The 18611-nt window shown below is 61.1% G+C and carries 21 protein-coding genes; 12 read left to right on the top strand and 9 right to left on the bottom strand.

Annotated features, from left to right (window positions below; all coding sequences use genetic code 11):
• Positions 1–78 precede the first annotated feature (78 nt).
• Positions 79–1275, top strand: coding sequence for a pyridoxal phosphate-dependent aminotransferase (locus tag AC1ENN_RS02555; RefSeq protein ID WP_449648369.1), 1197 nt, complete (start codon positions 79–81; stop codon positions 1273–1275).
• Positions 1276–1309: 34 nt separating this feature from the next.
• Complete coding sequence (locus tag AC1ENN_RS02550) at positions 1310–2032, top strand: HEAT repeat domain-containing protein (RefSeq protein ID WP_449648370.1); 723 nt, start codon at positions 1310–1312, stop codon at positions 2030–2032.
• Positions 2033–2036: 4 nt separating this feature from the next.
• On the opposite strand, the gene AC1ENN_RS02545 is transcribed toward AC1ENN_RS02550, so the two are convergent.
• Positions 2037–2699, bottom strand: a complete 663-nt coding sequence (locus AC1ENN_RS02545; RefSeq protein ID WP_449648371.1) for a LuxR C-terminal-related transcriptional regulator — start codon at positions 2697–2699, stop codon at positions 2037–2039.
• Positions 2696–3853, bottom strand: coding sequence for a sensor histidine kinase (locus AC1ENN_RS02540; RefSeq protein ID WP_449648372.1), 1158 nt, complete (start codon positions 3851–3853; stop codon positions 2696–2698). The genes AC1ENN_RS02545 and AC1ENN_RS02540 overlap by 4 nt, the downstream gene beginning before the upstream one ends.
• Positions 3854–3955: 102 nt before the next feature.
• On the opposite strand from AC1ENN_RS02540, the gene AC1ENN_RS02535 reads away from it, so the two are divergent.
• The 6 genes from AC1ENN_RS02535 to AC1ENN_RS02510 are packed head-to-tail and all read left to right on the top strand — an operon-like array spanning position 3956 to position 9450.
• Positions 3956–5524: a PspC domain-containing protein gene (locus tag AC1ENN_RS02535; protein ID WP_449648373.1), complete on the top strand. Its 1569-nt coding sequence runs from the start codon at positions 3956–3958 to the stop codon at positions 5522–5524.
• Between the two features lie 4 nt (positions 5525–5528).
• Positions 5529–5867, top strand: coding sequence for a hypothetical protein (locus AC1ENN_RS02530; RefSeq protein WP_480391679.1), 339 nt, complete (start codon positions 5529–5531; stop codon positions 5865–5867).
• Between the two features lie 57 nt (positions 5868–5924).
• Positions 5925–6800 (top strand): ABC transporter ATP-binding protein, encoded by an 876-nt coding sequence (locus tag AC1ENN_RS02525; protein ID WP_480391678.1) that lies wholly within the window; start codon positions 5925–5927, stop codon positions 6798–6800.
• Positions 6797–7669 carry an ABC transporter permease gene (locus AC1ENN_RS02520; RefSeq protein WP_480406610.1) on the top strand — a complete coding sequence of 291 codons (873 nt, stop codon included), beginning with the start codon at positions 6797–6799 and terminating at the stop codon, positions 7667–7669. Before AC1ENN_RS02525 ends, AC1ENN_RS02520 begins: the two co-directional genes overlap by 4 nt.
• Positions 7670–8824, top strand: a complete 1155-nt coding sequence (locus AC1ENN_RS02515; protein WP_449648377.1) for a sensor histidine kinase — start codon at positions 7670–7672, stop codon at positions 8822–8824. It begins immediately after the preceding gene.
• Positions 8821–9450 carry a response regulator gene (locus AC1ENN_RS02510; protein WP_449648378.1) on the top strand — a complete coding sequence of 210 codons (630 nt, stop codon included), beginning with the start codon at positions 8821–8823 and terminating at the stop codon, positions 9448–9450. The genes AC1ENN_RS02515 and AC1ENN_RS02510 overlap by 4 nt, the downstream gene beginning before the upstream one ends.
• Positions 9451–9510: 60 nt before the next feature.
• Here the strand turns inward: AC1ENN_RS02510 and AC1ENN_RS02505 are convergent, their stop codons facing one another.
• From AC1ENN_RS02505 to AC1ENN_RS02475, 7 genes are all read right to left on the bottom strand, one after another.
• Positions 9511–10626: a UDP-N-acetylmuramate dehydrogenase gene (locus AC1ENN_RS02505; protein WP_449648379.1), complete on the bottom strand. Its 1116-nt coding sequence runs from the start codon at positions 10624–10626 to the stop codon at positions 9511–9513.
• Positions 10623–11030, bottom strand: coding sequence for a MaoC/PaaZ C-terminal domain-containing protein (locus tag AC1ENN_RS02500; protein ID WP_449648380.1), 408 nt, complete (start codon positions 11028–11030; stop codon positions 10623–10625). Before AC1ENN_RS02500 ends, AC1ENN_RS02505 begins: the two co-directional genes overlap by 4 nt.
• The gene (locus AC1ENN_RS02495; RefSeq protein ID WP_449648381.1) at positions 11027–11473 is read right to left on the bottom strand and encodes an FAS1-like dehydratase domain-containing protein; all 447 of its coding nucleotides are present in this window, start codon (positions 11471–11473) and stop codon (positions 11027–11029) included. Before AC1ENN_RS02495 ends, AC1ENN_RS02500 begins: the two co-directional genes overlap by 4 nt.
• Positions 11474–11838: 365 nt before the next feature.
• A complete protein-coding gene (locus tag AC1ENN_RS02490) occupies positions 11839–12723 on the bottom strand; it encodes an alpha/beta fold hydrolase (RefSeq protein ID WP_449648382.1) in 885 nt (294 codons plus the stop codon).
• Positions 12720–13922 (bottom strand): RNA polymerase sigma factor, encoded by a 1203-nt coding sequence (locus AC1ENN_RS02485; protein ID WP_449648383.1) that lies wholly within the window; start codon positions 13920–13922, stop codon positions 12720–12722. Before AC1ENN_RS02485 ends, AC1ENN_RS02490 begins: the two co-directional genes overlap by 4 nt.
• On the bottom strand, positions 13919–14257 hold the full coding sequence (locus AC1ENN_RS02480) for a YciI family protein (RefSeq protein WP_449648384.1): 339 nt from the start codon (positions 14255–14257) through the stop codon (positions 13919–13921). The genes AC1ENN_RS02485 and AC1ENN_RS02480 overlap by 4 nt, the downstream gene beginning before the upstream one ends.
• 172 nt (positions 14258–14429) lie before the next feature.
• On the bottom strand, positions 14430–15011 hold the full coding sequence (locus AC1ENN_RS02475; protein WP_480391676.1) for a helix-turn-helix domain-containing protein: 582 nt from the start codon (positions 15009–15011) through the stop codon (positions 14430–14432).
• 90 nt (positions 15012–15101) lie between these two features.
• Between AC1ENN_RS02475 and speB the strand changes: the two genes are divergently transcribed.
• The 4 genes from speB to AC1ENN_RS02455 are packed head-to-tail and all read left to right on the top strand — an operon-like array spanning position 15102 to position 18611.
• A complete protein-coding gene (speB, locus tag AC1ENN_RS02470; RefSeq protein ID WP_449648386.1) occupies positions 15102–16076 on the top strand; it encodes an agmatinase in 975 nt (324 codons plus the stop codon).
• Positions 16077–16087: 11 nt separating this feature from the next.
• Complete coding sequence (locus AC1ENN_RS02465) at positions 16088–16495, top strand: YybH family protein (RefSeq protein ID WP_449648387.1); 408 nt, start codon at positions 16088–16090, stop codon at positions 16493–16495.
• Between the two features lie 41 nt (positions 16496–16536).
• Entirely contained in the window at positions 16537–17940 is a 1404-nt protein-coding gene (locus AC1ENN_RS02460) for a purine-cytosine permease family protein (RefSeq protein ID WP_480406609.1), read from the top strand.
• 35 nt (positions 17941–17975) lie between these two features.
• Entirely contained in the window at positions 17976–18611 is a 636-nt protein-coding gene (locus AC1ENN_RS02455) for a cyclase family protein (RefSeq protein ID WP_449648389.1), read from the top strand.

Genomic DNA, 18611 nt, shown 5'->3' with positions numbered 1-18611 from the left:
GCTCCGGCCGCTTTTCTCTGCCATCACTACGGTCGTAATCCCCTCCCCATCGCTAGCCGCAACGCCTAGACTTGACGGGTGACTTCACCTCGCCTCTCTGCCAGAATTTCCGCCATCGCCGAATCGGCCACCCTCAAGGTGGACGCTAAAGCTAAGTCGCTTCTTGCGGCCGGTCGTCCGATCATCAGCTATGCGGCTGGCGAGCCCGATTTCGCGACACCGGCGAACATTGTGGAGGCGGCATCCCGAGCAGTGCTCGACCCCAAGAACCACCGCTACACGCCTGCAGCCGGACTGCCAGAACTGCGCGAAGCAATCGCGGCCAAGACGCTGCGCGATAGCGGCCTCGAAGTGGGAATCAACCAAGTTGTCGTCACCAACGGTGGCAAGCAGGCCGTCTACCAAGCCTTCGCAACTCTTGTAGATCAGGGCGATGAAGTAATCGTTCCGACCCCGTACTGGACGACCTACCCCGAAGCGATCAAGCTCGCTGGCGGCACCATGGTTGAAGTTTTTGCTGGTGCAGATCAGGGTTACCTCGTGACCGTCGAGCAGCTCGAAGCAGCTCGCACCGAGAACACCAAAGTGCTGCTCTTCGTTTCACCGTCGAACCCGACCGGTGCCGTCTACACGCCCGAGCAGACCAAGGCCATCGGCGAATGGGCGCTCGAGCACGGCATCTGGGTGATCAGCGATGACATCTACCAAAACCTTGTTTACGACGGAGTGCGCGCTGTTTCCATCGTTGAGGTTGTTCCCGCGCTCGCCGACACCACCATTTTGGTAAACGGCGTAGCCAAGAGCTATTCGATGACCGGCTGGCGCCTCGGCTGGATGGTCGGCCCCGTCGATGCAATGAAAGGCGCTGCCAACTTGCAGTCGCACCTCACGAGCAACGTCTCCAACATCTCGCAGCGTGCTGCAATCGAAGCCCTCACCGGCCCGCAGGATGCCGTTGAAGAAATGCGCCTAGCTTTCGACCGCCGTCGCAAACTCATGGTCTCCGAGCTCAACAAGATCGACGGCATCAACTGCCCAACACCACAGGGTGCTTTCTACGTGTACCCGGATGTTTCGGGCCTACTGAACCGCGAATGGGCTGGCGTCACCCCAACCACAAGCCTCGAACTTGCCGATCTCATTCTCGAAAAAGCTGAAGTTGCTGTGATCCCCGGCGAAGCATTCGGACCAAGCGGCTACCTCCGCCTCTCCTACGCCCTCGGAGACGACGCCCTCCTCGAAGGTGTGCAGCGCCTTCAGAAACTTTTCAGCTAACACAACAACCGCCGCCGTTGCGGTGGAGGAACCGATGGACTCACCACCACCGCTCGATGCCGCAAGCAGGCTGCATCAAGCGCTACTCGCCTCAGCGCCGTCAGTGCGGTTGCAGGCCGCGATGTCCGCTGGGACCCATCCGCGCCCCGAATACGTGAGTGTGCTGCTCGAACGCTGCGCGATCGAACCAGACCTCAACGTTCGCGAAACCCTCACGTGGGCGCTCATGCGGCACCCAGTGGAGCTCACTGTGCCGACGCTCATCACCGAAACACGATCGGCAATCGCCCAAGCGCGCAGCCAAGCGCTGCACACCCTTTCCAAGATCGGCGACCCTGAGGGATGGGCAGCGATCACACCAGAAGTCCTCAACGACACAGATGATCAAGTCGCCCGAACAGCCTGGCGGGTAGCAACCGTGCTCGTACCCGAAGGTGGGGAGCACGCTTTGGCTGCCATGCTCGTGCGCCATCTCAACCACGGAGACCGCGACGTGCAACTCAGCCTCAGTCGGGCCCTCGTCGCGTTGGGCGACACTGCGCTTCCTGTGCTCGAAGCAGCGGCGGAGAGCGGTGATGAACGACGACGCGTTCATGCGATTGCGACGATGCTGTTGCGCGAATCCCCCGACGAGGGGTTTGACGCTGCGCTCTTTGATGCTGAGTTGAGGGTGCTGTTGTCCACGCCGCTCGACTCACCCGCCGAGCCCAACTCTGGTCACGATCCCGACACCGACTCTCGCCCAGACGACTCGTGAGCGTCTAGAGCAGCTTTCGCGCTGTCGCCCACACCGTCAGTTCATGACGCGACGACAACTGCAATTTACGCAACACAGCAGAGACGTGTGTCTCGACCGTCTTGACCGAAATATAGAGCTCGGACGCGACCTCTTTGTAGGCGTAACCGCGAGCGATATAGCGCATCACTTCGCGCTCGCGGCCAGAAAGTCGGTCGAGTTCATCGCTGGACTCCGACTGCTCCCCTGCAACGGCACCGAAGGCATCAAGCACGAAGCCCGCGAGTTTGGGAGAGAACACAGCGTCGCCTCCGGCTACAGCAACAACGGCTTCACTCACATCGCGACCGGAACTGCCCTTGGTGATGTAGCCGCGAGCCCCTGCTCTGATCACGCCAACAACATCCTCCGCTGCATCGGAAACGCTGAGCGCGAGAAACCGCACCGAATCCAACAGAGCGCTCGAGCGGCGAAGTACTTCTGCCCCTCCACCGCCAGCCCCGCCAGGCAAGTGCACGTCGAGCAAGACAACCGCCGGCCGCAATTTCTCGATCAGCTCAACGGCCTCATCGACCGTCGCCGCCTCGCCAACAACGCGCACGGTCGCGTCGAGATCAGCTCTCAACCCCGAGCGGAAGATGGAATGGTCGTCGACGATCACAACGTCGAGAGTGTGGGGATCATTCACGCTTGTTCCTCGATTCGAAGATGAACTTCTGTGCCAACGCCACCAGATCCTCGACGAAGAGTTGCGGTTCCGCCGGCACGAGTCATGCGGCCGATAATCGACTCCCTGATGCCAAGACGGTCGGCAGGCAAAGTGTCGAGTTCGACCCCCGGACCTCTATCGCGCACAAACACGTCAACAACGTGCGCGGAAGATTCGATGTAGATCGACACCTCACCACCCGCGTGACGTGCAGCATTCAGCATCGCTTCCCTAGTGGCAGACACGAGCGCGACGGGAGCATCCTCAACCAGTTCGCCGGCAGCGACAACATCGAATCTCACCGGATAGTCGAGCTCAATGGCGGCCGCGATTGAACGAATCTCGGTGACGCAGTCCGTCGTGGGAGCGGCATCCCCTTCAAACAACCACTCGCGCAGCTCTCGCTCCTGCGCTCGAGCGATCCGCGCAATTTCCGTCGAAACACCGGCACGGTTTTGGATGAGCGCAAGAGTCTGAAGCACCGAGTCATGCAGGTGGGCGGCGACTTCGGCCCGATGTTCTTCCCTGACTCGCGCGGTCCGTTCCGCGATCAAGTCACCCCAGAGAGCAACAATTCGTGGAGCCGCCAACAGGGCGACTGCGGCAATGATCAACGCTGTTGCGATTAGGCCGTTGATGATGCTGGGCTGCAGGGCCCACACGGAGAGCGAGCACACAATGATGATCGCCGCGGACGATCCTCGGGCTACCACCCCGTAGCGGGTGCCGCGGCTGGGGTCGTGGCGGTCAACCGCCAAGCTCCAGGCGACAGCGGCGGCGCTCGTGAGCGCAACAACGATCAGGGCCGGAGAGCGACCCTGCGGGCCAGAGCCCAAGGCGAACAGCAGGACAAGAATGGCAGCGATTCCCGAGCCAATGACGAGCAGCATCGCGATCGGAACACTTCGGTGCACTTCGCGGCGGTTATCGGTGTGGCTAGGGGCAAGAGGGACTAGAGCCCACAGCCAGAGATACAAGAGCAGTCCTGCCCCACCACACAGCGTGGTGACGACCGCCAGCAAACGCACCTTGGGTACACTCCAGCCGACATGGGCGGCCACCGCTGCACAAACGCCGCTTATTGCCGCCGCGCGCGGGCGCTGCAAGAGAGGGCGTACGGCTGCAGCGGTCATCCCTGAATCCAAGCAGGTTTTCGACCGCCATGGTGATCTCTCAGGGTGCGCTCAGGGTCATCCCTCATAGCGAAGGCTGCTAGTCAGCGCCACGATAGGAGCATGGCTTCACACAACAACTCCGGCAGCACCCCGACAGAGGACACCGACGGCTCTTCCGACGGCTCTCACGAACCCCCACCGTCCGCACCGCAAGCAACAACTCCCGGGCAGCCCTTCATGAACTGGATGCGCGAACTCGATCTCCGACGCGAAGCGGGCTGGATTGGGGGTGTGGCTTCGGGCGTCGCGACCCGCCTCGCCATCGATCCCCTCATCGTCCGCGGCATCTTCGTCGTTGTTGCCATTCTCGGTGGGCCCGCGATCCTGCTTTACGCCGCAGCGTGGCTCCTCATCCCGGATGAAAATGACTCGATCCACCTCGAGAACCTCCTCCGGGGAACGTTCGAGCGAGCACATGCAGGGATCGGCGCGCTACTACTGCTCTCGATGCTTCCCACCACTCAAGGATTCTGGGAAGTCGGCTCCTTCGTTGCTGGCCCTTCCCGCTGGGGAACAGACATCTTCCGAGTGTTGTGGACGATCCTCGTCATCGGAGGCATCATTGCGCTCGTCGTGTGGATCGCACGGCTCGCCCGCAACTCAAGTGATCGGTCAACACCTCCCGAACATCAATCGACGTCTGTCTCTTCGGACGCCGCAAATTCAGGACAGTCCACAGACTCCGCTCCATCGGATACTGTCGCTGGCGAGCGGATGAATAACGCTGCCTCAGCGGCACCGACCCTTCCCGAGCATCCAAGTTCCACCGCCACAGACGACGAAATCGCGGCCTGGCGTGAACAACGAGACGTCTGGAAGGTCCAGAACGCCGCCTGGAAAGCGCAACAGGAGGCGAATGCTCAAGAGATCCGCCGCCAACGCACCGCAGAATCGCGCGAGCGTGCTCGTGCCGCGGCAGCGATCGCGACAGCACGTCGACGTGAACGTCAACGGCTGAGCCCCCGACTCCCCGTAGCGGTCATGGCCGTTGTTGCCGGATTGGCGCTTCTCGCCTATGGTCTCGTCGCCGCAGCGGCGACGGCTAGCGGAGATTCCCCGACAATCGCCGCAGCCACCGGGCTCTCCGTTGCGGCCCTTATCTTCGGGCTAGCGATAGTGATTGGCGGAATACTGCGTCGCCGCAGCGCATTCTTAGCCTTCCTGGCCGGCATGACCGTTCTCGCCGCGCTCGTTGCATTCACTCTGCCGGTCGACCGCACCCTGCTCTCCCCGACGGCGCCGCTCGACGGGACTCGCACCGCGCAACTGTGGGGCACTGCCTACGTCAACACCCAGCAGAATGAGCCAGTCATCACGAGCGATCTCTGGCAAGGTGCCGGATCAGTCGAAGTGTATGTCGCAGAAGGAACTGCAGTGACACTCGACGTGCGCTCACCACAAAGTTCTGTGTGTGTCGCCAACCTTCGAACCGACGAGAACAACGCCGGATTCAACGGCGAGTTCGATTGCCTCTCCCCCACGAGTCTCAGCAGCACGTTCGAACGATGGCAGGTCAGGATCGGCGACCCTGACGCCACCGTGACCCACACCGTCCGCCTATGGCAGCAGGAAGGGCAGGTTCGCGTCTTTAACGACAACCCGCTCACCGCAACCGAGCTTGAGGAGTAAGAAGATGACATTTGACACCGAAAACCTGACCGAGGCGGGGACAGAGACCAGTGCTGGCGCTGACTCTTCGAACCCTGTCGCTCAGCCGCGCATCCGATTCGGCACCATTGTGTGGGGCCTTCTTATCTTTGCCGCTGGCGCCACACTGCTCACGGCACTTCGCACTCCCGGACAGCGGGACCAATTCGTCGGCTGGGCACTCTCACTGAGCCCCAGCGACAGCATGCTCATCGCCGCCATCATTGTCGGCGCCATCGTTTTGGTGCTCGGACTGCTCGCCGTCATCCGATCCCAACAGAAACGCTGGTCCCGCCGCAACATCCACCATCAACCGATCGGTTGATAGACCTCTAACCGAGCAAACCTGTTGCGGGCGGGCCAGACAAGCGACGATAGAAGCATGAACACCACCGCTCCCGTCGTGCAGGTCGAAGATTTGCGCAAAACTTACGGCTCTTTCGCCGCCGTTGACTCTGTCAGCTTTGAGATTCAGCGCGGCGAAACCTTCGCCTTGCTTGGACCAAACGGTGCAGGCAAGTCGACAACCATCGAGATTCTTGAGGGCTACCGCGATCGAACGAGTGGCCACGCGACTGTGCTCGGCGTTGACCCAGGCAAGGGAGGCCTCGAATGGAAAGCGCGGCTCGGCATCGTGTTGCAGTCCACCGGCGAGAGCGGCAACGTGACCGTGCGCGAACAGCTCAGCCACTTTGCCGGTTACTACCCCAACCCGCGCACAGTTGACGAAGTCATTGCCGCCGTCGGGCTTGACGAGAAAGCCAGCACGTTGATTCGCAAACTTTCGGGCGGTCAACGCCGGCGAGTGGATGTCGCGCTCGGCATCATCGGCAACCCAGAGATGCTCTTCCTCGACGAACCAACTACCGGCTTCGACCCTGAGGCTCGTCAACAGTTTTGGCAGCTCATTCGCTCACTCAAGGCGGACGGCACCACCATCCTCCTCACCACCCACTACCTCGATGAAGCAGCGCAGCTTGGCGACCGCGCTGGCGTGATTGCGGGCGGCACGATGATCGATATCGGTGCAATTGATGAGTTGGGCGGCGCAGAAGCGCGGGTTCCGATTGTGCGTTGGCGCGACGGCGGCGTGCGCCGAGAAGAACGCACCCACACTCCTGGTGCCCTCGTGGCATCCCTCATGGTCGACGGTGCAGAACCTGCCGGGCTCGAGATCATCCGCCCCAGCCTGGAAGACATTTACCTGCAGTTGGTTGCCGATCACGCAACAGCACGTGAAGTGGAGAACGCACGATGAGCACCACAACATCACCCCCCGCAGCGGCGCCAGCCCCGATTACAAAAAGCAGTGTCGGTTCCCGCTTGGGCCGCAACCTGACGCTCGGCGCCAGCCGCACCAAATATGAAGTGCGTGCCTACTTCCGTCAGGGTGACTCGGTGTTCTTCACCTTCCTCTTCCCCGTCGTCATGCTCACGATCTTCGCAGTCGCTTTCAGCGAACAAAACTTTGGCACCGAAGAAGAACCACTGACCGCCGCCGCGTTCTACCTGCCGGGCATGCTCGCCGCCGGACTACTCCTCAGTGGCCTGCAGAACATGGCCATTGATATCGCAATGGAACGTAGCGACGGCACCCTCAAACGATTCGCCGGCACCCCGCTTCCGGTGATGAGCTACTTCATCGGCAAAATTGGTCAGGTGTTCGTGACCGGCGTACTGCAAGCGACCCTCGTGCTTCTTGTCGCTGGCATCGCTTTCGGTGTTGAACTGCCGAGCGAACCAAGCAAATGGCTGACCTTCGCTTGGGTCTTCGTGCTCGGTGTTACGACATCCGCCGTGCTCGGTATAGCGCTGAGCGCACTCCCCCGCTCGGGAAAGAGTGCAACCGCCGTCGTGATCCCCATCGCCCTCGTGCTGCAATTCATTTCCGGGGTGTATCTCGGATTCTCGATGCTTCCGACATGGCTGCAGAACTTTGCGAGTGTGTTCCCCCTCAAGTGGATGGCGCAGGGAATGCGGGAAGTGTTCCTGCCCGCCAGCTTCGAAGTACTTGAACAGTCCGAGAGCTGGAACCTTCCCGGTGTTGCGATCGCGACCGGCCTCTGGCTCGTGCTCGGCCTCATTGTGACGCGGCTCACCTTCCGCTGGATCCGCAAGGATAGCTAAATGGGATTCGTTCGCTGGATGAGCATTGCAGTGATCGCCACAGCGGCGGTCATGACGGTGCTCATCGTCGGCTCCGGAGGCTACGACCTCGAGAGCCGAGTGGGGGCCGGAATCGCCCTAGCCACCTTCACTCTCTCCTGGTTCACGATCGGCATCCGCTCATACACCAGCCGAATCGCAGCGATCGTCTTCCTTGCTTCCATCGTGATCATTGTCGGCACCGCCGTCGCCTTCATGCCCGTCATGGCCACCCTGCAATCGCTCGCCTACCCACTGATTTGGGTGATCGCGGAACGCACCAGAAACGCCATCATCGGCAACGTGACCCTCGCCCTCTCTGTGGGGCTCGGCTTTCTCATCAATGGTGGCTTCAGCACCGATGCACTGCTCTATAGCGGCACCGTTGTGGCCCTTTCCCTGCTCTTCAGCCTCGCCCTCGGCCTCTGGATCACCCAAATTTCCCAGCTCAGCGACCAACGCCACCACCTCGTGCAGGAACTCCGCTCCACCCGTGACGAGCTCGCAGCCGTCAGCCGAGATGCCGGAGTCTCCAGCGAACGAGAGCGGCTTGCCCGCGAAATCCACGACACCATCGCGCAAGACCTCACCGGGCTAGTGCTCGTTGCCCAAAGGGCACGGCGCGAACTCGACAACAACCACCCTGCCGCCGCAGCCGAACAACTCGAGCTGATCGAAGACAGTGCTCGCGCAGCACTCGCGGAAGCGCGCGCCCTGGTCACGGCATCCGCTCCGGTTGGACTCACGGGCGACGGAATTATGAGCGCTCTCGAACGACTTGCAGAACGCTACAGCCGAGAAACTGGACTAACCGTGAGCGTGGATGCCGGGCAGCTGCCTGCGATCGAACGCGAAACTGAAGTTGTCGTGTTGCGCTGCGCCCAAGAAGCCCTGGCGAATGTACGTAAGCACGCGTCGGCCACTCACGCGACTATTGCAGTGACAGTGGATGGCACGGGGCTCACACTGGCGGTAACGGATGACGGTGTCGGCTTTGACCCGGCGTCCGTGCACACTGGTTTCGGGCTTGAGGGAATGAGTGCACGGTTGGCGCTCGTGAATGGCCGCCTCGATATTGACAGTTCGGGCGCCGGTACAACGGTGCGCGCCACGATCCCGCAAGGAGCGTCCGCATGATTCGTGTTGTTGTTGCCGATGATCACCCCATTGTGCGCAGTGGAATTGTTGGACTGTTGAGTTCTGCGGATGACATTGAGGTCGTCGGGGAGGCCGGCAATGGTGCCGAGGCGGTCACGTTGGCCACGCAGCTTTCGCCCGACGTTGTGCTCATGGATTTGCGCATGCCCGGGGTTGGAGGCGCTGAAGCGACCGCGCAAATCGTTGCCGCCCGCCCCGAGGTGCGCGTCGTGATCTTGACCACCTATGAGTCTGACGAGAACATTCTGACCGCCATTGAGGCTGGAGCGAGCGGTTACCTGCTGAAGGCGGCACCGCAGGATGAGATTGTGGCTGGGTTACGGTCGGTGGCTCGCGGCGAGGTTGCTCTGGCTCCGTCGATTGCGGCGCTGCTGGTGAAGCGTATGCGCGAACCGGCACCGGTCTCGCTCAGTGATCGCGAAACTCAAGTTCTTGCGCTTGTTGCTGAGGGCAACAGCAATCGGGCGATTGCCATCGCCCTGTTCGTGAGTGAGGCGACGGTGAAGACGCACCTCATCCATGTGTTCGAAAAGCTTGAAGTGAAGGATCGAACGCGGGCCGTCACGAGAGCAATGGAATTAGGGCTGCTACCGACTTCGAGCTAGAGCTGCTGCGACTAAGTGCCGTAACGAAAAAGTGCCGTAGCGACTAAGGGCTGCGGCAATCTAGGTGAGTTCGACGCCAACGGCGACGGGTTCTGGCTGCAGGCGAATGCCGTATTCGCCAAGCACTCTGGCGGCAATGTAGCGCGAAAGTTCTGCCACTTCGGCGGCATCCGCTCCGGTTCGATTGACGATTGCGAGGCTGTGCTTTGACGAGATGGCGGCGCGCGATCCAGGCAGCCGGAAGCCTTTTTTCACACCGGAGTGTTCGATGAGCCAGGCGGCGCTCAACTTCACCATTCGCTGTTGTGGCACGGGCGGCAGGGCGGGAGCTTCTCCGAGCGGAACCACAATGTCGGCAACAGGTTCATCGTCGATTACCCAGCGTGGGGCATCGGCTGGCAGTGCTCGTGCAATGTTTTCGGGAACGATCGGATTCGTGAAGAACGAGCCGCAGCTTGCCGAGTCTGGTTCGTTGGGGTCGAGCACCATTGCTTTGGATGCCCGCAGCGCGAGCACGGTGTCGCGAACTTGTTGCACGGGCACTTTGTCGCCGATGTTCACTCCGAGCGCCGTGGCGAGTTGTTGGTACTGCACTGTGCTTGTTGGCGATGCGGTGAGGGTGAGGTGCACGGCTACTACGAGACCTGCACGGCCACTTTTGATGACGGAGCTGCGGTAGCCGAGTTCAAGTTCTGCTGTACTCAAGTGCACCAGGTCGCCGCTGGAATAGTCCAGGAAGTCGATACCGTCGAGGGCACTTGCCACTTCTTGACCGTAAGCGCCGATGTTCTGGATGGGAGCTGCGCCAACAGATCCGGGAATGCCACTGAGTGCTTCAATGCCAGCCCAACCGCGAGCGACGAGGCGCGCGACTAGGCCATCCCACGATTCGCCCGCTTGCACGCGGATGCTCAACGAGGTCTCGTTTTGGGAGACAACGTGGATTCCTTTGGTAGCGATGTGGATGACGGTGCCGTCGAATCCTTCATCGCTGATGACCATGTTGGAGCCGCCCCCGATGAGCAGCCAGTCGTCTCCGCGTTTCCAGACCGCACGCACGTTTTCGAGGAGTTCTTCCTCTGTGGTTGGTCGCAAGAGGGTGTTTGCGGGCCCGCCAACTTTCATGGTGGTGAGGTCGGCGAGCATCAGCGTTTCGCTAGCGGGGCTGTCTGTCATTTGTGGAGTTTGACCCTCACTTGGGATTTGCCGAGCACGGTCTGGTTGGCGGCACTAACGGTGAGATCGATGCGAGTGACGTCATCTTCGATGGCGCCGACTTTGGCGGTGACGGTGACGGTGACTCCGCCGTTGCCGTCGACGACGACGGGGCGAGTGAAGCGCACACCGTATTCGACGAGTTCGCCGCGGTCTTCCATCCAGTCGATGACGGGTTGGACGGCGAGGCCCATGGTGAGCATTCCGTGGGCGAGCACTCCGGGGAGGCCGACCGAGGCGGCGACGTCGTCACGGTAGTGGATGGGATTGAAGTCGCCGGATGCTCCGGCGTAGCGCACGAGGGAGAAGCGAGTGAGGGTTACTTTGCCGGTGATGAGTTCTTGCCCGACGGTGAGGTCGCTCATTCTGTGCCTCTCATGACGAGTACGGAGGTTGCGGTGACGACGTGGCTGCCGCTTGCGTCGCTGATGGCGGTTTCGGCGGTGATCATGTCGTTTCCGCCGAGGGATTTGATGCTGGTGACGGTGAGGATGGCGGTGAGTTCGTCGCCGGCGACGATGGGCCGTGTGTACGTGAACTTTTGTTCTCCGTGCACGATGCGGGAGAAGTCGATGCCAGTGTCTGGTGCTGCCAGGAGGAGGGCGAGGCCTGCTTCTTGGATGACAACGGCGAACGTGGGTGGGGCGACGACGTCGGCGTAGCCTGCTGCACGCGCTGCTGCTGGGTCGTGGTTGAGGGAGCTTTGGGCGAAGACGGCACGGGCGAATTCGCGCACTTTTTCTCGACCGACGAGGTAGGGGCTTGTTGGCGGGAAGACCCGGCCTTCGAGTTCTTTATTGACTGGCACGGAGTCCAGCTTAGGCAATGTTGAACGTTCTGCATATTAACGAGTGAAGCCCCGGTGACCGATGGTCTGCCGGGGCTTCAGGAATCTCTTGAGGTGCGAGCTCAGTAAGTTTTTACTGGCAACTGTCGCACTGCAGAAGATCCATTGGGTCGACGGGAATTGCGTATCCACCGACGTTGTCGTTGTCGTTGTCCATTCGATCCTCCTTAAAGTCTTCTCGAAGTTTACCGACGGTTTGTCGGATATTTCACTATATACGGGGAATGACACCCATGTCATTACACAACATGTAGTGTCTCGGCGTGTCGCCTAACTTTCTTTAAAACATACTCTGGGCCACTGACATTCCCGCGGCGAAGGCACGCTTAATCTTTCTGTCGCGCGATCCACGCGAGAGCATCGATTGCGCCGTCAATCACCGAAATATGGCCAGCGCTCGGCTCCAGCCTCAACTCGGCGCCCGGGATGGATGCAGCCAGACGCTGGGAGTGTGCCGGTGGCACAACTCTGTCAGCGCCACCGTGGAGAAGCAGGGTGGGAGCCTGGATCGATGCGGGGTCGAATCCCCAATCACGCACGTAAGCGAGGTCGTCGTCAATGGCCGGTGCTGGGCCAGATGCGGCGCCAGCGCGTACCACGTCGATGAACCACGACCACTCCCCCTCGAACATGGCCAGATCACCGGGGGTGAATTCGGGGTCGTAATCGTCACCGTGCTCTTTTTCGTAGGATTCCTTAGTTGTGCGCCCCTCGATGGCTGCTGTCAGGCTCGCGATACCTGTGGCGGCCATCCCTGCCGTATACACCTCCGGCTCGAGCCCGTCTCGGCCCAGTGGAGCTAGGCTCGCAATGGCGACAGCTGCGACGACTCGCATAGGGAGCATCGCGGCGACCGCCAACGCATGGGGCCCACCGCCAGAGTGACCCATCACGGCGAAGCGCTCGATTCCCAGAAAATCGACCACGGCCTCCGCGTACCCCGCGGCGGAATAGACGGGGCGATCGGGAGCGGGAGACGAGCCTCCATAACCGGGCCGGTCGTAGCCTATCCAACGCAGCCCCATAGCGGCAGCTGCATCGAGGAGTGGGGCGGGTGGAGCCCCAGTATTTGGCGTGCCGTGATGCCACAGCAACGCCAGTGCACCATCGTCGGCGGAGCCAGCGTCGTAGACGTGCAACACTCCACCGTCAGAAAGGGAAAGGGTGAACTCACTGATCCGGTCGCCTATTGAATCGATCTGTTGCGTCATCGCGTCTCCTGTAATTCGAGTGCTCGTAGTAGCAGCGCACGCCGCTCGTGGTCGGTGGGAGCCAGCTCGGCGGCCTCCCGTAGGGCTGCGACCGCCTCGGCGACCTGGCCTGCGCGTGCCAACAAATCTCCCCTCACGGCGGGGACCAAGTGGTTACCGGCCAATCGAGAGAGACTCGTGATGTTCTCGAGTGCGGCAAGGCCCGCATTCGGTCCGTGGCACATCCCCAGTGCGACTGCCCGATTAAGTTCCACCACGGGCGAGGGACTAATCCCCAACAATTCATCGTAGAGCGCGACGATCACAGGCCAATTCGTTGCGCCTGCGGTGGGGGCGGTGGCATGCACTGCGGCAAGTTCCGCCTGGATTCGGTATGGACCACGAGCCCGCTCGGGCTGACGTGCCAGTATTTTGCTGGCATCCGTGACCATCCTGGCGTCCCAAGAAGAACGGTCTTGGAGTTCGAGCGTCACTGGCTGACCGTTGTGTGCGCGAGAGTCACGGCGCGAATGCTGAAAGAGAAGTAGCGCCAGCAGGCAGCGAACTTCATCCGACTTCGGCACTAGTTCCACCAGAAGGTTAGCTAACCGAAGAGCTTCCTCGGCAAGTCTGGTCGAGTGAGAGGAATAGCCATGAGTGAAGATGAGATAAACCACACTCAACACCGCGTCGAGACGGTCCGCGAGGTCGCCTGAGCTCGGTTCCCGATAGGCAATGCCAGCGTTGGATATCTTCTGTTTAGCGCGCAGAAGGCGTTGCGACATCGTCGCCTCGCTTATGAAGAATGCGCGCGCGATGGCCTCGGTTGGCAGACCGGCAATCACCTTGAGCGTCAGCGCGACGCGGGCTTCCATCGAGAGTGCGGGGTGACAGCACACAAAGATCAAACGCATTCTGTCGTCGTCAGGGGAATCCGAATCGCGCGCGGCATCGCTGTAGTGAAGCTCACTGAGCTTGCGTCGCTCCAGCGAGCTTCGGCGCAGCAGATCAAGCGCACGGCGGGTGGAAACGGTGGTCAGCCACGCCGCCGGATTTGCGGGGATTCCATCCTCTGGCCACTTCCGCAGCGCACGCTCCACAGCGTCGGCAAGGGCGTCCTCCGCTAGGCCAAAGTCACGGGTCGTGCGTATCAAGGTGGCGATGATCCGCAACCTCTCGCTCTCCATCACCTTGGCCAGCGCAGCCGCCGGTTCGCTCACTCGCCAAATGGCCAGAAAGGCCGCAACTCGATGCGTCCGTGGCGAGCCATCTCGTGATCAGCAGCCACCGCAATGGCCTCATCGAGATCGGCGCACTCGAGAATGTCGAACCCTGCAATCCACTCGTGAGTCTCAGCGAATGGACCGTCGGTCACCAACACTTTGCCTCCGCGTTTGCGGACGACCGTCGCGTCCTGCGGTGGCCGTAGTCGGTTACCGTCGACCCGCACACCGGAGGCATCGTTTTTCGCCGCCCATTCATCGATCGGCGTTTCGCCTTCATCCGTTGCGGTATCCGGCTCGGCATCCGTGCAGACAAACATCATGAACTTCATCGAAACTCCTTCGTTCGTGGAACGTCATCTACTCAAGCAACGAATGACCAACACCAGAATCCGACAAATCTGACAAATCCGAAAGGAAAAAGCGAGGTTTCGTTTGAGAGCTCAGAATCCACGACACATGATCGCTGCGCAGACGTCGGGTCATGGGCGTGTGAAAAACGCTCTATTCTCCGCGCCAGGTAGCAGGCACGATTGTCCAGATGACTTCGGCACCGAGTTCAGCATCGGCGTCCCAGTTGTGGGGTTCCCGGCCGGGGAACGTGAGCGAGTCACCCGCGGCGAGAGGGATCTCACGATCCACGAAGCGTGCGGTGACCGCACCAGAGATGACGTGCAGCACTTCCACTTCGCAACTGATCGTGTAGAACGCATCCCCACCGTTGGCGCCGGGCTGCATGTGGGTGCGGATGACTTGAACCCGGGATTCGTTGCGCGGAGAGATGAGCCGTTCATCCACCCCCTGACCACCAAGGTTGATGTGGGGCGCGTCGGCCAATGAGATCTTGACAGCCTCGGGCTCGGCGAACAGCGACCCGATTTCGAGCGAAAGAACCTGACACAACTGCACAAGGGTGGCAACGCTCGGCGATGTCTCATCGCGCTCGAGCCGACTTAAGAAACCTTTGGTTAGCCCGGCAGAGGTCGCGATCTGCTCGAGCGTAAAACCTTGAGCTTTGCGGGCACTGCGAATGCGCGCTCCAATGGCAAGGGCTTCGGCACTGGGCGAGGGCGACAACGGTCTCATAGCTCTACTCCATCACTAACCGGGGTTGACGAGGCGCACCTCGGGGTTTACTGTGAGTTCACGTTTACTGCTGATTATCGAAAGTTTACTATGACGAAACCTATTGTTGGCCCGGTCGATGCAAGTATTGTGCCTCGCTTTGCCGGTATTGCCACATTCGCTCGTCTCCCACGCCTCGAAGACGTCGAGCACGCCGACATAGCAATCGTGGGCATTCCCTTCGATAGTGGCGTGAGCTACCGACCAGGGGCTCGCTTCGGCCCGGCACACGTTCGTGAGGCGTCACGCCTACTTCGCCCCTACAACCCGGCGCAAGACGTGTCCCCGTTTGCCGTTCAGCAAGTTGCCGACGCCGGAGACATCGCCGCAAACCCCTTCAGCATTGACGAAGCGATTCTTGAGATCGAAGCCGCGGCCCTCGAACTCGCCACGCGCGCCGACCGGATTGTCACCATCGGCGGCGACCACACCATCGCGCTCCCCCTCCTGCGTGCTATCGCCAAGAAGCACGGGCCAGTAGCCGTTCTCCACTTCGACGCCCACCTCGACACCTGGGACACCTACTTCGGCGCCCCCGTCACGCACGGAACGCCCTTCCGCCGCGCATCCGAAGAAGGACTCATCGACCTCACCGCGAGCATGCACGTCGGCACCCGCGGGCCGCTCTACAGCGCAGAAGACCTCACCGACGACAGCCGCCTCGGATTCGCCGTAGTGACAAGCGAAGACGTTGAAGACCACGGCGTCGCGGTAGCAATCGAACGCATCCGCGACCGCATCGGCGACAAGCCGCTCTACATCTCCATCGACATCGACGTGCTCGACCCCGCGCACGCGCCAGGCACCGGAACCCCAGAGGCTGGTGGCCTCACCAGCCGTGAGCTTTTGCGGATGCTGCGCGCACTCTCCGACAAAAACATCGTCGGAGCCGATGTTGTCGAGGTCGCCCCCGCCTACGACCACGCCCAACTCACCGCCGTCGCCGCCAGTCACGTCGCCTACGAACTGATCAGCGCCATGGCTCCCCGCGACACCCATCAGCCAACCGCAACACCCGAGAGCTAGAGGAGCTCACCATGAGCACGACAACACCGCACGAGGATGACGTGCTCAGCGCAGCATCCGCCATCGTTGACGCTTTCACGGCCACCGACGGCGACCGCTACTTTCGCGGCTTTGCGCCAGAAGCAACTTTCATCTTTCACACCGAACCCGCTCGCCTCAATGACCGCGCCGAATACGAACGTCTCTGGGCGAGCTGGGTTGAGGGCGGCTGGAAAGTTCTCGACTGCGAATCATCGGATGCCTCAGTGCAGTCGTTCCCCGGAGGCGCGGTGTTTAGCCACAACGTTTTCACTCGCGTCGACACTGGTGACGGCGAGGACTCCTACCGCGAGCGCGAAACCATCGTGTTCCGCGCCGAGAACGACCAGCTGCTAGCCGTACACGAACACCTTTCGCCAGTTCCCGACCCTGCCCCGTAACTACTCACCCCCTACCGACCCCTACCCAGGAGACAGAAGCAATGTCGCTCTATTCCCGTCTAAGCAAGCACACTCAAGATCAATCGGATGGCGGAAAACCCGTCAAAGGAACGTATTCTCTGCTGCGAATCGGCATGATCTGGCTCGCAGCCAACCTTGTGGTCACGACACTCCTCACGGGAACACTGTTTGTTCCTGGAGTGGACTTCGCCACCGCCTTCCTCATGATTGTCGTCGGAACTCTTGCCGGTGCCGTCGTGCTCACGTCAATCGGCGCAATCGGTACGCGCACGGGGCTGCCAACCATGGCAATCACGCGCGGCGCTTTCGGAACTCGCGGCAGCCTGCTTCCGGTTGCCGCCAACGTCATCGTGCTCATGGGGTGGAGCTGGGTGCAAGCGATGCTCGCCGGTGTCACCGTGAACTTCCTCGTTCAGAGCGCGACCGGGTACTCGAACCCGATCCTGTTCTCCGTCATCTGCCAAAGCATCGTCGTGATTCTCGCGATTCTTGGCCATGAGGGCATCTCGAAGATCGAGCCGTGGCTCGCGGTGCTCATCCTCGTCATCATCGCGTGGGTCTTCGTTACCGCGTTCACCGCCTTCGACCTTGGCGATTTCCAGGCTGTTGCTCCTGACCCCAGCCTCGGGTTCACCCCGATCATCGTGCTCGACATTGTGATCGCCACCGCGATCTCGTGGACCGTGCTCTCAGCAGACTTCAACCGTTTTGCGCGCACCACCAAGGCTGGCGTAATCGGCTCCGGTATCGGTTACACGGTCTCCACTGTTACCGCGATGACGCTCGGCCTCACCGCCTTCGTCTACGTCTTGCTCTCCGGAGATGAAGCAGCTGCATTCGACCCGACAACAATCGTCGCCGCGTTTGGTGCACCACTGGCAATCATCATCTTCCTTTCAGTGATGGCAACCAACACGATGGTTGTTTACGGAATGGTCACGTCAGTGGTCAATGCCAAGGTCGGAAGCAAGCTGAAGTTCTTGCCAACCGCGCTCATTCTCGGCGGTATCTCGATTCTCGGATCGACTTGGTTGCAGTTGCTCAACCAGTTCACCGATTTCCTTGTCGTGATCGGTGCTTTCTTCGTGCCGGTCCTCGCGATCATGATCGTCGACTATTACATCGTGAAGCGCGGCGCCTACACGAAGGACATCCTTGAGGCCCGCGGCGGTCGCTACTGGTACACGGCCGGGGTCAACTGGTTCGCGGTCGCCATCTGGGTCATCGGCGCCACCATGTCGTATGTCTGGGCCTACGTCTGGCCACTGCCGATCGGCGCAACCATCCCGGCGTTCATTCTCACCTTCGTGCTTTACCTTGCAGTCATGCTTCGCGAACGGGGCCGTCATCAGGCCGTGCGCAGCCAGCACCTCGCCGAGACTGCGGATGCCGACGCGGACACCACTGCCAGCCCCGTCGCCTAACCCACAGCAAAGCCACACCAGGAATCAGGTACCCCATGCGCGAACTGAGCCACCCCATCACCAGTGGAATGCAGGTTTACCCCGGTGACCCTGCGGTCTCAATCGAAAGCGCGCTCAGCGTGGAGCAGGATGGCGTTGACGTCAGCCTGCTCCACCTGGGATCACACACCGGCACCCACCTCGATGCTCCTTCGCACACCGTTTCTGGGGGCCGGACCACGGCAGCGATCGCGCTCGACGAACTCGTTGGCGACGCACTTGTTGTGCACCTCGCGCCGCAAGCAGCCCGTGCCACGTACGGCCTCGACGAGATCACCGCCGCTCTGGGTGACCTGCCGCTGACGGTGCCCGCCATCGTCATCATGAACACGGGATGGGCTAAGCACTTCGGTTCAGACGAAGCGCTCAACCATCCTGCGATTCATCCGGATGCCGCAGCAGAACTCATGCGCCGCGGCATGCGTTTATTGGCCGTCGACACTCTCAGCCCCGACCCCACTGGCGAGGGCTCGACCGACTTTCCCGTGCACGAGGTCGTCTTGGGAAGCGATGGGCTCATCATCGAGAACATCACGGGGCTCGCTGGACTCTCCAAGCACGTGCGCGTCGGGTTCTTCCCGCTGCGCATCGACGCCGACGGTGCACCGGTGCGTGCGGTTGTTTTCTCCTAG

Source organism: Rhodoglobus sp. G.S.23 (assembly GCF_056675935.1).
This window is presented reverse-complemented; position numbering and strand designations above follow the sequence as displayed.

Bases quoted from the DNA above. Each gene is read 5' to 3' on its own strand.
- AC1ENN_RS02460 (WP_480406609.1), top strand. From the start codon at position 16,537: ATGTCGCTCTATTCCCGTCTAAGCAAGCACACTCAAGATCAATCGGAT.
- AC1ENN_RS02535 (WP_449648373.1), top strand. From the start codon at position 3,956: ATGGCTTCACACAACAACTCCGGCAGCACCCCGACAGAGGACACCGAC.
- AC1ENN_RS02505 (WP_449648379.1), bottom strand. From the start codon at position 10,626: ATGACAGACAGCCCCGCTAGCGAAACGCTGATGCTCGCCGACCTCACC.
- AC1ENN_RS02540 (WP_449648372.1), bottom strand. From the start codon at position 3,853: ATGACCGCTGCAGCCGTACGCCCTCTCTTGCAGCGCCCGCGCGCGGCG.
- AC1ENN_RS02480 (WP_449648384.1), bottom strand. From the start codon at position 14,257: ATGAAGTTCATGATGTTTGTCTGCACGGATGCCGAGCCGGATACCGCA.
- AC1ENN_RS02515 (WP_449648377.1), top strand. From the start codon at position 7,670: ATGGGATTCGTTCGCTGGATGAGCATTGCAGTGATCGCCACAGCGGCG.
- AC1ENN_RS02455 (WP_449648389.1), top strand. From the start codon at position 17,976: ATGCGCGAACTGAGCCACCCCATCACCAGTGGAATGCAGGTTTACCCC.
- AC1ENN_RS02530 (WP_480391679.1), top strand. From the start codon at position 5,529: ATGACATTTGACACCGAAAACCTGACCGAGGCGGGGACAGAGACCAGT.
- AC1ENN_RS02465 (WP_449648387.1), top strand. From the start codon at position 16,088: ATGAGCACGACAACACCGCACGAGGATGACGTGCTCAGCGCAGCATCC.
- AC1ENN_RS02520 (WP_480406610.1), top strand. From the start codon at position 6,797: ATGAGCACCACAACATCACCCCCCGCAGCGGCGCCAGCCCCGATTACA.
- AC1ENN_RS02475 (WP_480391676.1), bottom strand. From the start codon at position 15,011: ATGAGACCGTTGTCGCCCTCGCCCAGTGCCGAAGCCCTTGCCATTGGA.
- speB (WP_449648386.1), top strand. From the start codon at position 15,102: ATGACGAAACCTATTGTTGGCCCGGTCGATGCAAGTATTGTGCCTCGC.
- AC1ENN_RS02490 (WP_449648382.1), bottom strand. From the start codon at position 12,723: ATGACGCAACAGATCGATTCAATAGGCGACCGGATCAGTGAGTTCACC.
- AC1ENN_RS02510 (WP_449648378.1), top strand. From the start codon at position 8,821: ATGATTCGTGTTGTTGTTGCCGATGATCACCCCATTGTGCGCAGTGGA.
- AC1ENN_RS02550 (WP_449648370.1), top strand. From the start codon at position 1,310: ATGGACTCACCACCACCGCTCGATGCCGCAAGCAGGCTGCATCAAGCG.
- AC1ENN_RS02525 (WP_480391678.1), top strand. From the start codon at position 5,925: ATGAACACCACCGCTCCCGTCGTGCAGGTCGAAGATTTGCGCAAAACT.
- AC1ENN_RS02500 (WP_449648380.1), bottom strand. From the start codon at position 11,030: ATGAGCGACCTCACCGTCGGGCAAGAACTCATCACCGGCAAAGTAACC.